The sequence below is a fragment of the Actinomycetospora cinnamomea genome, assembly GCF_003096675.1.
Taxonomy (GTDB): Bacteria; Actinomycetota; Actinomycetes; order Mycobacteriales; family Pseudonocardiaceae; genus Actinomycetospora; species Actinomycetospora cinnamomea.
Map to the genome: position 1 here is coordinate 20,395 of NZ_QEKW01000033.1, position 12,082 is coordinate 32,476.

Annotated in this window: 13 protein-coding genes; 9 read left to right on the plus strand and 4 right to left on the minus strand. The window is 75.2% G+C overall.

The window, feature by feature from the left end:
- Positions 1 to 24: 24 nt before the first annotated feature.
- From C8D89_RS28230 to C8D89_RS28240, 3 genes are all read right to left on the minus strand, one after another.
- Entirely contained in the window at positions 25 to 387 is a 363-nt protein-coding gene (locus C8D89_RS28230) for an adenylate/guanylate cyclase domain-containing protein (RefSeq protein ID WP_116711474.1), read from the minus strand.
- Between the two features lie 511 nt (positions 388 to 898).
- Entirely contained in the window at positions 899 to 1,747 is an 849-nt protein-coding gene (locus tag C8D89_RS28235) for a GAF and ANTAR domain-containing protein (protein WP_116711475.1), read from the minus strand.
- A 110-nt stretch (positions 1,748 to 1,857) separates the two neighbouring features.
- Positions 1,858 to 2,778: a pseudouridine-5'-phosphate glycosidase gene (locus tag C8D89_RS28240; RefSeq protein ID WP_423717300.1), complete on the minus strand. Its 921-nt coding sequence runs from the start codon at positions 2,776 to 2,778 to the stop codon at positions 1,858 to 1,860.
- A gap of 63 nt (positions 2,779 to 2,841) precedes the next feature.
- On the opposite strand from C8D89_RS28240, the gene C8D89_RS28245 reads away from it, so the two are divergent.
- The 4 genes from C8D89_RS28245 (at position 2,842) to C8D89_RS28260 (ending at position 7,090) form a co-directional block, all read left to right on the plus strand.
- The gene (locus C8D89_RS28245; protein WP_243418448.1) at positions 2,842 to 4,536 is read left to right on the plus strand and encodes an alpha-keto acid decarboxylase family protein; all 1,695 of its coding nucleotides are present in this window, start codon (positions 2,842 to 2,844) and stop codon (positions 4,534 to 4,536) included.
- A gap of 185 nt (positions 4,537 to 4,721) precedes the next feature.
- Positions 4,722 to 5,138, plus strand: a complete 417-nt coding sequence (locus C8D89_RS28250) for an SRPBCC family protein (RefSeq protein WP_116711477.1) — start codon at positions 4,722 to 4,724, stop codon at positions 5,136 to 5,138.
- Between the two features lie 89 nt (positions 5,139 to 5,227).
- On the plus strand, positions 5,228 to 6,724 hold the full coding sequence (gene zwf, locus C8D89_RS28255) for a glucose-6-phosphate dehydrogenase (RefSeq protein WP_116711478.1): 1,497 nt from the start codon (positions 5,228 to 5,230) through the stop codon (positions 6,722 to 6,724).
- A 15-nt stretch (positions 6,725 to 6,739) separates the two neighbouring features.
- A complete protein-coding gene (locus tag C8D89_RS28260; protein WP_116711479.1) occupies positions 6,740 to 7,090 on the plus strand; it encodes a VOC family protein in 351 nt (116 codons plus the stop codon).
- 17 nt (positions 7,091 to 7,107) lie between these two features.
- Here C8D89_RS28260 and dinB read toward each other — a convergent pair whose 3' ends face one another.
- Positions 7,108 to 8,352: a DNA polymerase IV gene (dinB, locus tag C8D89_RS28265; protein ID WP_207787476.1), complete on the minus strand. Its 1,245-nt coding sequence runs from the start codon at positions 8,350 to 8,352 to the stop codon at positions 7,108 to 7,110.
- A 96-nt stretch (positions 8,353 to 8,448) separates the two neighbouring features.
- Here dinB and C8D89_RS28270 point away from each other — a divergent pair, with 96 nt between their 5' ends.
- The 5 genes from C8D89_RS28270 to C8D89_RS28290 all read left to right on the plus strand — a co-directional run bounded on the left by C8D89_RS28270 (position 8,449) and on the right by C8D89_RS28290 (position 11,954).
- On the plus strand, positions 8,449 to 8,922 hold the full coding sequence (locus C8D89_RS28270) for an Hsp20/alpha crystallin family protein (protein WP_207787477.1): 474 nt from the start codon (positions 8,449 to 8,451) through the stop codon (positions 8,920 to 8,922).
- A 100-nt stretch (positions 8,923 to 9,022) separates the two neighbouring features.
- Entirely contained in the window at positions 9,023 to 9,403 is a 381-nt protein-coding gene (locus C8D89_RS28275) for a MerR family transcriptional regulator (protein ID WP_116711480.1), read from the plus strand.
- A gap of 27 nt (positions 9,404 to 9,430) precedes the next feature.
- A complete protein-coding gene (locus C8D89_RS28280; protein WP_116711481.1) occupies positions 9,431 to 11,020 on the plus strand; it encodes an IucA/IucC family protein in 1,590 nt (529 codons plus the stop codon).
- Entirely contained in the window at positions 11,017 to 11,331 is a 315-nt protein-coding gene (locus C8D89_RS28285) for a Dabb family protein (RefSeq protein ID WP_116711482.1), read from the plus strand. The genes C8D89_RS28280 and C8D89_RS28285 overlap by 4 nt, the downstream gene beginning before the upstream one ends.
- 218 nt (positions 11,332 to 11,549) lie before the next feature.
- Positions 11,550 to 11,954, plus strand: a complete 405-nt coding sequence (locus C8D89_RS28290) for a hypothetical protein (RefSeq protein WP_116711483.1) — start codon at positions 11,550 to 11,552, stop codon at positions 11,952 to 11,954.
- The last annotated feature ends 128 nt before the right edge of the window (positions 11,955 to 12,082 follow it).

Genomic DNA, 12,082 nt, shown 5'->3' on the forward strand with positions numbered 1-12,082 from the left:
CCCGGCTGTACCCGTGGGTTCCGCTCACGTGGGGCGGTCGACCGCGTAGATCTGCAGGTCCTCGGGGGTGCCCTTGAGGCGCGTGTGCCAGCGCTTGCGGCGCACGTGCAACGAGGACTGGTCGAGGCGGGCGAGCAGCTCCCTGCTGATCAGGACCTCGTCCGGCCCCGCCCGCTCCCCCAGCCGGGCCGCGGTGTTCACCGCGACGCCGAGGAAGTCCCCGCCCACGCGCCGCGGGCGCCCGATGTGCAGCCCCGCGCGCATGCGGGGCGTCCACTCGCCCACCGCCACGCCGGCCAGCCGGGTGCGCGCCTCGAACACCGCCTCGAGTGCTGAGGACGGGTCGGCCAGGGCGGCCATCATCCCGTCGCCGAGACGCTTGACCACCGTGGCCCGCGCGGTCGGTGACGGGCTTCTCCCAGGCCTCGCTCACCGCCCGCAGCGCCCGCGACACCTCGTCGTCGCCGGCCTGCAGTGCCCAGCGCGAGAAGTCGACGAGGTCGGTGAACACGAGGACGACCTCGCGCTCGCCGACCCCCGCGCCGAACCGCTCGAGCACGGCCTGCCACAGCTGCAGCCCGCCCAGGCCGACCTCGCGCGTCACGCCCGGCCGGTCACCGGTGAGCCCGACGACCGCGCGGCCCACGGACTCCGCGTGCCGCGCCCCGCCGAGCGAGAGCGGGTCGCCGAAGTGCGCGTCACCGGGCAGGGCGCGGCGCACCCGCTGCACCGCCGCGCGCAGGCCCTCGGACCGGTCGATCTCGCGGGCCCGCCGACCGGCGCGCTGCACGGCCGCCCGGAAGCGCGCGCCCCGTCCGGCGGCGGGGTCCCCGGCGGGATCCTGATCGACCATGGCCGTGATCCTCACCCACCGTGCGGCACCGCGCCGCGGCGGGGCTCACAGGTCGGCGCGGCGCTCGGCGAGCGTGGCCGCGACGTCGCGCAGCTTGACGTTGAGGTCCTGCGACGCCCGACGCAGCACGTCGAACGCCTGGTCGGCGGGCAGGCCGCGCCGCTCCATGAGGATGCCCTTGGCCTGGCCGATGACGTCGCGCGAGTCCAGCGCGGTCTGGAACTGGGTGTCGCGCAGCTGCGCGGCCTCGGTGACCGTGACGTAGGCGAGCGCGGTCGAGACGTGCGCGGCGAGCAGCACGGCGGCCTCGCGGTCGGCGGCGTCGAAGCCCCCCGCCTCGTAGGAGTAGAAGTTCAGGGCGCCCCGCAGGGGCCGCGGCTCGCCGACCGGGAACAGGCCGACGGCGAAGACGCTGGCGACGCCCAGCTCCGCGGCGGCCGGCCCGAAGCGCGACCACGTGGAGTCGTCCGCCAGGTCGTCGCTGCCGGCGACGCCGAGGCCGCCCGCCTCGAGGGCCCGGACGCACGGACCCTCCTCGTGGTCGTACTGCAGCTGGTCGAGCTTGACGGCGAGGTCGTCGGAGCAGGCGGGCGTGGAGTAGCCGTCGCGCTCCCCGCGGCGCAGCGTGACGCTGGCGAGGTCGGCGCCACCGATCACCCGGTGGCCGACGGCCACCACGCGCTCGAGCACCTCGTTGACCCCGCCGGTGGTCGGCGCGTGCAGCAGCTGCTGCGCGAGGTCCCCGATCGCCTGCGCGAGCCTCGGGATCCGCGTCCCGCCGCCCTGTTCGGATGTGTGATCGGGGGAGCCGTCGTCGGCGCGCTCGGCGGCGTCCTCGGCGACGAACGCCTCGCGCTCCTGCGCCCAGTCCGCGGCGATGCGCTGCTCGGTCACCTCGTCTCCCCTCGTCCCACCGGCGTCGACCGTCCGGAGAGATGATGCCCGGTACGCGGTCGGTCGGCGCGGTCCGGGATGCGTACCCGATGCCCTCCGGGGTGCACGCGTCACGGCGGGGCCGCGAGCGCGCCCGCCACGGCGGCGGCCAGGGCGGCGACGTTGCCGCGGTAGACCGCGACGTTCACCTCGAGGCTGCGACCCTCGGTGGCGTCCCGCATCCGCTCCAGCAGGAAGGGCGTCGTGTCGTGCCCGACGACGCCCCGGTCGGCGGCGGCGGTCAGCGCCGCGTCGAGCACGGCGCGGTGCTCGGCGACGTCGAGCTGCTCCTCCGCGGCGATCGGGTTCGCCAGCACGACCGCCGCGCGCAGCCCCAGCGCGTCGCGGGCCCGGACCACCGCGGCCGCCTCCTCCGGCGTGTCGACGCGCGCGGGCACCGGCACCCCCGCGTCGCGCACGTAGAAGCCCGGGAAGGAGTCGGTGCGGTAGCCCAGCACGGTGACGTTGAGCGTCTCCAGGCGCTCGAGGGTCGCCGGCACGTCGAGGATCGACTTCACGCCGGCCGACACGACGAGGATCGGCACGCCGGACAGCGCGACGAGGTCCGCGGACTCGTCGAAGGTCGTCGACGCCCCGCGGTGCACGCCGCCCAGCCCGCAGGTGGCGAACACCCCGACGCCCGCCCGGCGGGCGAGCAGCGCCGTCGCGGCGACGGTCGTGCCCCCGCACGCGCCGCGGGCGACCGCCACCGGCAGGTCGCGCACGCTCAGCTTCTCGACGTCGGTATCCGCGGCCAGGCGGGCGAGCTCGTCCGCGCCCAGGCCCACGACGGGCCGGCCGTCCACCACCCCGATGGTCGCCGGGACCGCGCCCGTCGCCCGCAGCGCCGCCTCGGCGTCGGCGGCGACCGCGAGGTTCCGCGGGCGCGGCAGACCGTGGGTGACGATGGTCGACTCGAGGGCGACGACGGGGCGGCCCTCGGCGACCGCATCGCGGACCTCCTCGCTGACGCGCACGGGCGACGACGACACGGGGCTCCTCTCGGCGACGACGATCCTCGCGCACACGCCGTCGTGATGGCAGCGTCGGAGCCCGTGAGCGGATACACCGTCGCCGACCACCTCGTCGACCGGCTGGCCGAACTGGGCGTCGACCGCGTCTTCGGCGTCCCCGGCGACTACAGCCTCGCCATGCTCGACCACGTCACCCACCACCCGAGGGTGCGCTGGACCGGGTGCACCAACGAGCTGAACGCCGGCTACGCGGCCGACGGCTACGGGCGCCTGCGCGGGATCGCGGCCCTGTGCACGACGTTCGGGGTCGGCGAGCTCAGCGCGATCAACGCGATCGCCGGGAGCTACGCCGAGCACGTCCCCGTCGTCCACGTGGTCGGCGCGCCCGCGCTGACGGCGCAGGAGCAGCGCCGGCCCGTGCACCACACGCTCGGCGACGGGCTGTTCGGCCACTTCACGGCCATGCACGCCGACATCACGTGCGCCCGCGCGTCGCTGACTCCCGAGAACGCGGTCGCCGAGATCGACCGGGTGCTCCGCGCGGTCCGCGACCAGCGCCTGCCGGGCTACCTCGTCGTGCCCGCCGACGTGGGCACTGCCCCGGCGGAGCGCGCGGGCGCCCCGCTGCCCCCGCGCGCCGACACCACCGACCCGGAGGCCCTGGAGGGCTTCGTCGACGCCGCGCGCCGCCTGGTCGGGTCCGCGTCGTCGCCCGACGACGTGGCCGTGCTCGCCGGGCTGCTCGTGCACCGCCTCGGCGCCGCCGACACCCTGGCCCGCGTGCTCGCCGCCGGTCCCCTGCCGCACGCCACCACGCCGTGGGCGAAGAGCCTGGTCGACGAGAGCGCACCCCGGTTCGCCGGCACCTACACCGGCGCCGCGAGCCCGCCCACGACCCGCGCGACGATCGAGGACGCCGCGGTGCTCGTGGTGGCCGGCGTGCAGTTCACCGACCTCGACAGCGGCATGTTCACCCAGCACATCACCCGCAGCCGCACGATCGACATCGGCGCGCGGTCGGTGACCGTCGGGGCCGCGACCTTCGCGCCGGTGGAGCTGCCGACCGCGCTCGCGGCCCTGGAGACCCTGGTCGCGGAAGTCGCCGCCCGCCGGTCCGGCCCCGCCCCGACCCCGCCGCCGACCGCGTCGGGCACGGACGCCGACGCCGCCCCCGACGACGAGGCGCTGGGCCAGACGACGCTGTGGCGCGAGGTCGGCGCGTTCCTGCAGAGCGGCGACATCGTGCTCGCCGACCAGGGCACGAGCTTCTACGGCATGGCGCCGCACCGCCTACCCGCGGGCGTCACGTTCGTCGGCCAGCCGCTCTGGGCGTCGATCGGCTACACCCTCCCGGCGCTGCTCGGGACGTGCGCCGCGCTCCCCGGGCAGCGCGGCGTGCTGCTCATCGGCGACGGGGCCGCGCAGATGACCGCGACCGAGCTCGCCACGGTGCTGCGTGAGCGCCTCCCGGCGGTGATCGTCGTCGTCGACAACGACGGTTACACCGTCGAGCGCGCCATCCACGGCCCCGACGAGCCGTACAACGACATCACGCCGTGGGACTGGCCGCTGCTCGTGAAAGCCCTCGGCGGCGGTGACCACGTCGCCGCGGCCCGCGTCACCACCGTCGGCGCCCTGCGCGCCGCCCTCGCCGACGCGAGCGCCCACCCCCGGCGCGTCACGCTCGTCCAGGCGGTCGTGCCGCGCGGCGACGTCCCCGAACTGCTCGCGGCGCTCACCCGCGTGCTGGGCGCCCGGCCGGAGCCGGCGTCCTGAACCGGTGGGACCGGCCCCGCTCCCGGCCGTCGCGGGCGCGCCAGGCGGTCATCGACGCGACGGCGAGGGCGGTCCCGGTGACGAATCCCTCTCTGCGCGGACCTCGTCACCGCGCGCGGTGACCCGTTCGCGTGCCGTCCGACCGATCCACGACACCGGGGACGGCAACGGCCAGGATCACGACCGTGACGACGGAGACGCGGCTCGTGTCCACCACCATCGCGCGGGACTGGCGGGAGGTCTACGCCTACGCCGCCGACCCCCGCCACCTCGTCGAGTGGGCCGCCGGCCTGGCGCGGGCGCAGGTCACGCCGTCGCCCGACCGGCCCGGGACGTGGGTGGCGGAGTCGCCGATGGGCCGGGTCGAGGTCGTGTTCGCGCCGGAGAACCCGTTCGGCGTCCTCGACCACGTCGTACGCCTGCCCGACGGCCAGGAGGTGCCGAACCCGCTGCGCGTCGTCCCGCTCGACGACGGCGCGGAGATCGTGTTCCACGTACGGCGCCGCCCGGGGATGAGTGCGGAGGAGTTCGCCGCGGACTCCGACGCGGTGGCCCGCGACCTCGCCACGCTGCGCCGCGTCCTGGAGGACCGCGGGCGCTGAGCGCTCGGCGCGAGGACCCACGGACGTCACCTCCGGGTACTACCGTCACGGAGTCCGCACGCCACGCGCCCGCGCCAAGGAGACCTGGCATGGCCGACCCACGGCCCCAGACCGTCGCCTACCCCGGTCCCGGATCGCGCCCGTTCCGGCGTGATCTCGAGCCGACTCCTCCGCACGTCATCGTCCTGTTCGGGTGCACCGGCGACCTGGCCAAGCGCAAGCTCCTGCCCGGACTGGCCTACCTCGCGGAGTCCGACCTGGCCCCCGCCATCCGGGTCGTCGGCACCGCGATGGAAGACCTCGACACCGACGGCTTCCGTGCCCTCGCGCACGACGCGGTGCAGAACTTCGGGATGCACAAGCTGCCCGAGGCCGAGTGGGACGACTTCGCCGCGCGCCTGACCTACGTCCCCCAGAGCGCGGGGCCCGAGGGCCTGACGTCCGCGGTCAAGGAGGCGGAGTCCCAGCTGGGTGATGACGTGCGTCGCCTGCACTACCTGTCGGTACCGCCGAAGGCCGCCCGCGCGGTCGTGGAGATGCTGCGCGACGCCGACCTCGCCCCCGGCTCGCGTGTGGTCATGGAGAAGCCGTTCGGCCACGACTTCGAGAGCGCCGTCAGCCTGAACGACTTCGTGCACCAGGTGTTCGACGAGTCGCAGGTGTTCCGCATCGACCACTTCCTGGGCAAGGAGGCCGCGCAGAACATCCTCGCGTTCCGGTTCGCCAACGGCCTGTTCGAGCCGATCTGGAACCGCAACTTCATCGACCACGTGCAGATCGACATCCCCGAGGCCCTCGGCCTCGACCAGCGCGCCAGCTTCTACGAGGCCACCGGGGCGTTCAAGGACATGGTCGTGACCCACCTGATGCAGGTGCTGGCGTTCGTGGCGATGGAGCCGCCGACCGCGCTGGAGCCGCGGGCGATCAGCGAGGAGAAGAACAAGGTCTTCCGCTCGCTGCTGCCGATCCATCCCGGTGACGTCGTTCGCGGCCAGTACGGCGGCTACCGCGACGAGCCCGGGGTCGCCGTGGACTCCGACACCGAGACCTTCATCGCGCTGCGCGCCGGGCTCGACAACTGGCGATGGGCGGGCGTGCCCTTCTACCTGCGCACCGGCAAGAAGATGGACGAGGGCCAGCGCATTATCTCGATCGCGTTCAAGGAGGCGCCGCGCACGATGTTCCCGCAGGGCTCGGGCGTCGGCACCCAGGGCCCGGACCACCTGACCTTCGACCTGGCCGACAACTCCCGCGTCTCGCTGTCCTTCTACGGCAAGCGCCCCGGGCCGGGCATGCGCCTGGAGAAGCTCTCGATGCAGTTCTCCACCCAGGAGACGGCGTCGGCGAGCGACGTCCTCGAGGCCTACGAGCGCCTCATCCTCGACGCCATGCGCGGCGACCACACGCTGTTCACGACCTCCGAGGGCATCGAGTCGCTGTGGGAGCGCTCGGAACCGCTGCTCGTCGACCCGCCGCCGGTGAAGCCCTACCCCGTCGGCTCCTGGGGCCCGAACGCGATCCACCAGCTGATCGCGCCCAACGCCTGGCGCCTGCCGTTCGAGCGGGCGTGGCGCGAGAGGACGTAGAACCGAGGAGGTCCCGTGATCACCGGTGCCCACGCCATCCTCTACAGCACCGACGCCGCGGCCGACCGCGAGGCGCTGGGCGCCGTCCTCGGCGGCCCGCGCTCCGTCGACGCCGGCGGCGGGTGGCTGATCCTGGCGCTACCGCCCGCCGAGGTCGCCGTGCACCCAACGGACGGGCCACCGCAGCACGAGCTGTACCTGATGTGCGACGACGTCGAGGCCACCGTCGCGGAGCTCGCCGACCGGGGCGTGGCCGTCGAGGGCGGCGTCAGCGACGAGGGCTGGGGCCTGCTGACGACGATCCGCCTGCCCAGCGGCGCGACGCTCGGGCTCTACCAGCCGCGGCACGAGGTCGCGGCGGGCTGAGGAGTCCACGAGGACGCTCAGTCGGGCAGCATCGGCATCTCGAGGCCCTGGTCGCGTCCGAGCAGCGTCGCGCGGGTGACCGCCGAGAGGCCGTAGCGCTCGCGGACGTCGTCCACCGCGACGTCCAGCGCGAGGGGCGCCGCCTCCCCGGCGAACGGCAGCTCGAGCTGGTGGCCCCCGGTGTCGTCGAGGTTGCCGACGGCGACGCCGAGCATCGTCAGCCCGCGCTCGGCGATCAGGGGCGCCGCGGCCTCGGCCAGCAGGCGAACGGCGGCGAGGACCGCGTCGTTCTCGGCCGTCGGCACCGCCAGCGTGTGCGAGCGGGTGGCCCGGGTGAAGTCGGCGAAGCGCAGGCGCAGGGTGACCGTCCGCCCGGTGCTCCCCGCCCGGCGCATCCGGCGGGTGACGCGGTCGACCAGGCCCATGAGCACCTCGTCGGCGCGCTCCGGCGAGATCGGGCCGCGCCCGAGCGCCCGCTGCGCGCCGACCGAGCGCCGGCGTCGCCCGACCTGCACGCGCCGCGGGTCCCGGCCGTGGGCCAGCGCGTCGAGGTGACGCCCGGCGGCCCGGCCGAGCAGCGACTCGAGCCCGGCCCCGCCCACCGCGGCGAGCTCTCCCACGGTGGTGACGCCCGAGCCCCGCAGCTTGCGGGAGGTCACCTCGCCGACGCCCCAGAGCACCTCGACCGGCAGCGGGTGCAGGAACTCCAGCTCGCGACCCGGCTCGACGACGAGCAGGCCGTCCGGCTTGGCGACGCGGCTGGCGACCTTGGCCAGGAACTTCGTGCTCGCGACACCGACGGTGATCGGCAGGCCGACGTCGTCGGCGACCTCGCGCCGCAGCCGTGCCGCGATCTCGGCCGGGGGCCCGGCGATGCGGCGCAGCCCCGAGACGTCGAGGAAGGCCTCGTCGATCGAGATCGGCTCGACCAGCGGCGTCACCGAGGAGAACACCGAGAAGACCGCGCGGCTGGCGCCGGAGTACGCCTCCATGCGGGGCGGGACCACGACCGCGTCGGGACACAGGGCTCGGGCCATGCGCCCGCCCATCGCCGTCCGCACCCCGCGGGCCTTGGCCTCGTAGCTGCAGGCGAGCACGACCCCGCCCCCGACGATCACCGGCCGTCCGCGCAGCGCCGGGTCGTCGCGCTGCTCCACGGAGGCGTAGAAGGCGTCGAGATCCGCATGGAGGATCGTCGGCTCGCCGGACACGTCACCACGGTGGCACGGCTCCACGACGGTCGCCTCCGGCCGAAAAATCATGCTCGTCCCTCTTGCACAAAGCTTCAGATCCAGATACAAGTATGTGCGTCGAGACCATCAAGGATGCAGTACGGCGAGGGAAGGAGATGACCGATCGTGCTGCTGAACTACGACCCCTTCGACACCTTCCGGGCGCTCGAGCGCCTCACCGGTACCGCCCGCCAGCAGGCCGCGAGCGGCATGCCGATGGACGTGTACCGGGCCGGTGACCACTTCGTGGCCTCGTTCGACCTCCCCGGCGTCGACCCCGGGTCGATCGACGTTGCGGTCGAGGGCAACGCGCTCACGGTCACCGCCGCGCGCACCGCGCCGAGCAGCGACGGCGACTACCTCGTCGCCGAGCGCCCACGCGGTCGCTACAGCCGCCAGCTCATGCTCGGCCGCGACCTCGACACCGACCGGCTGCACGCCTCGTACACCGACGGGGTGCTGACGCTGACCATCCCGGTCGCCGAGAAGGCCAAGCCGCGCCGCATCGAGATCCAGCACACCGGCGGCACGACCAGTATCGAGGGTGCCCCGTCCGAGGCCGAGCACGCCGAGCACCAGAAGGAGGCCCCCGCGTCCTGATCACCCGGTCCCCGTCCCCAGCCGCGAGCACCCGCCGGGGCATCCCGGCGGGTGCTCGCGCACGTCACCACCCGGCCATACCCGGAGCGAGGAGGGCCCCATGGGCGTCGAGCGTCTCGACGACCACGACTACCCGGCCCTGACCATCGGGCAGGCGGCCGACCTCATCGGCGTCGCGCCGGCGTTCCTGCGCAGCCTCGACTCCGCCGACCTGCTGCACCCGCACCGCTCCGACGGGGGCCAGCGCCGGTACTCGCGGCGCCAGGTCGAGTTCGCCGCGCGGGTCCGCGAGCTCGCCGACGAGGGCCACACGATCGCCGGCGCCGCCTCGATCCTGACGCTGCGCGGCGACCTGGCCGACGCGCAGCGCGACCTCGAGGCCGCCCGGGCCGAACGCGACGAGGCCCGCGCCGAGCGCGACGAGGCACGCGCGGACCTCGCCCGCGCCCACGACGACCTCGACCGCCTGCGCGGCGCCTGACCTCCGGGGTCCGGGCAGACTGATCGCGTGAGCACCCCGGCGGCGCGCGCCCGCGCCGAGCTCGCCGCGCGGGAGGGTCTGGTCGCCTCCCTGCTGCGCGAGCTCGACCCGCCGGTCACCCGCGACCACGACGTCCTGACGGTGCCGGTGCCCGCGGGGACGCTCGCGCTGCCGCTGCGGTACTGGTCGCCGACCGGGCACCACCGTCTGGCCGGGGCGGCGACGCTCGACGACGGGTCGGGCCCGCGCGCCCTGTCCCACGACGAGGTGGTCATCACCGTGCTGGAGGCCGTCGGCGAGGGCGAGCCGGTCGACCACCTCGCCGCACTCGTCGCCGACAGCGTCGCCCGCACCGCCCGCTACCTCGACGCTCCCCGCCACGCCACCGGGGACCCGACCCGCGACGCCGAGCAGTCGCTGCGCCTCGGCCACCCGTTCCACCCCACGCCCAAGAGCGCCGAGGGACTCGGCGACGACGACCTCGCCGTCTGGGCGCCCGAGCTCGGTGCCACGTTCGTGCTGCACCACCTCACCCTGCACCCCGACGTCGTGCTCACGGGGGGCGAACCGGGTCCCAGCCCGCCGGCCGTCGCCGCGCGGGTGCCCGCGGGTTGGGCGGCCGTGCCCGTGCACCCGTACCAGGCACGCGTGCTCGCCCGTGACCCGACGTTGGCGCTGCTCGAGGCCGAGGGCAGCGCCCGGTGGCTCGGGGCCCTCGGCGACCCCGTCTGGCCGACGTCGTCGGTACGCACGGTCGTCGAGCCCGCGTCCGGGGCGCAGTGGAAGCTGCCGCTGCGGGCGCGCCTGACCCACTTCGTGCGGACGACCCCGCCGGAGCAGGCGCGGCGCGCCATCGACGCCGCCACGGTCGTCGCCGGGCTCGGTCCGCTGCCCGCGGGCTTCGGCGTCGTCACCGACACCGGGTTCCGCACCCTCGACCCCGCCGTCGGCGGCGAGCGCCTGGCCGCCGACCTGACCGTGATCACCCGCGCGCCGTTCCCCGCCGGCGGGCCGCGGGTCCTCGCGGCCGTGCTCGAGGACGGCCCCGGCGGGGAGGAGCCGCCGCTGGTCACCGCCGTGCGCGCCGCGGGCGACGTGCACGCCTGGCTCCGGGGGTGGCTCGGGGTCTCGCTGGTGCCGCTCCTGCACCTCTACGGCGCCGCCGGCATCGGCTTCGAGGCCCACCCGCAGAACACCCTGGTCGTGACCGACGCCGACGGGTGGCCGGCGGCCTGCCACGTCCGCGACCTCGAGGGCGCCCACGTCCGGTCCGACCGCCTCCCGCCCGGCGTCGACCCCGCGTCCCCGCTGGTCTACCGGCCCGAGGAGGCGTGGCGCCGGCTGCGCTACCACGCCGTGGTCAACCACCTGGGCCTGCTCGTCGCGGTCCTCGGGCGGCACACGGTCGGCGAGGACGCGCTGTGGGGCACGGTCGCCGCGGTGCTCGCCGAGACCGCCGAGCGCGACGCCGCCGCCGCGCCCTGGGCGACGGACCTGCTGTGCCGCCCGACCCTGCCCGCCAAGGCGCACCTGCGCAGCTGGTCCGCCGGCCGCGGCGAGGACCCGCTCTACGTGGAGATCGCCAACCCGATCGCCCGGGGCAGGATGCACCCATGAGCTTCACCCACGTGGTCACGTTCGCCTGGGCACAGGACAGCGACGCCGCCCGGGACCCCGCCGTCGTGGACGGCATCGCCGCCGCGCTGCGGGCGTTCGTCGACGAGGCCGACCTGGCGGGCCTGCGGTCGTGGACCTGCGGGCGCGACGCCGGTCTCGCGACGGGCAACGCCGACTTCGCGGTGGTCGCGGTGTTCGACGACGTCGACGCCTACACCGCCTACCGCGACCACCCCGAGCACCGGCGGATCATCGACGAGCAGATCGCCCACCGCGTCGGGGGGCGCAGCGCCGTGCAGTTCGCGGGGTAGCCGTGCGGTTCCTGTTTCAGCACCTGCCCGTTGCGCGGTCACATGGGTGCGGCGGTGGTCGACGACCTCGCCGGTTGACCGAACGCGCACCGGTCCCGCCGCGCGCCCCGTGCGGAGCAGAATCCTGACCGAACGTCACTCTTCTGCACCAGTGAGCCGGGGCACGCCGCACCTACAGTGACACGGGTCTCCCATTCCGCCCTGTCCCCGAGGCCGCCGTGACGAGCCACCTGACGCCCGCCAGCCCCACCCACCTGGCCCCCTCGTACGCCACGCCGGCCTGGCTGCTGCGCGGGCGGGCGGGCGTTCCGGGGGTGCTCAGCCTGTACGCGGGGCGGCTGCGCCTGGTGACCGCCGGGGGCGTGGTGTTCGACGCCCCGCTCGGCGCGGTCGAGCGCCTCGCGTTCCCCTGGTACGAGGGGTCGGCGGGGCTGCGCGTGACGGTCGGCGGGCGCCGCCACCGCGTCTCGCTGACCCGTCCGCGCGGCGCCGCGTTCCCGACCGACCGCCTGCTCGGCGGCGGCGAGCCGGGCACGGGCGACAAGACGGGGTCGGTCGCCGTGCAGTCGGTGCTCGACGGCCGCGGCGCCGGCCGGGTCTGGCGGACGCTCCTGGGCGTCTGACCCGTGTTCGACTGACTGGCGCGTCAGGAGCACCTAGTGTCGCGCGTCGTTAGTTGATTCACGTTCGTGCAGATGAGATCTTGGTTGCATGACCTCTTCGGGGTTGGTGATCAGCGACGAAGATCGAG

What these genes read in the sequence shown, in the direction of transcription:
- C8D89_RS28275 (WP_116711480.1), top strand. Translation starts at nt 9,023, where the DNA reads ATGGGCGTCGAGCGTCTCGACGACCACGACTACCCGGCCCTGACCATC.
- dinB (WP_207787476.1), bottom strand. Translation starts at nt 8,352, where the DNA reads ATGATTTTTCGGCCGGAGGCGACCGTCGTGGAGCCGTGCCACCGTGGT.
- zwf (WP_116711478.1), top strand. Translation starts at nt 5,228, where the DNA reads ATGGCCGACCCACGGCCCCAGACCGTCGCCTACCCCGGTCCCGGATCG.
- C8D89_RS28285 (WP_116711482.1), top strand. Translation starts at nt 11,017, where the DNA reads ATGAGCTTCACCCACGTGGTCACGTTCGCCTGGGCACAGGACAGCGAC.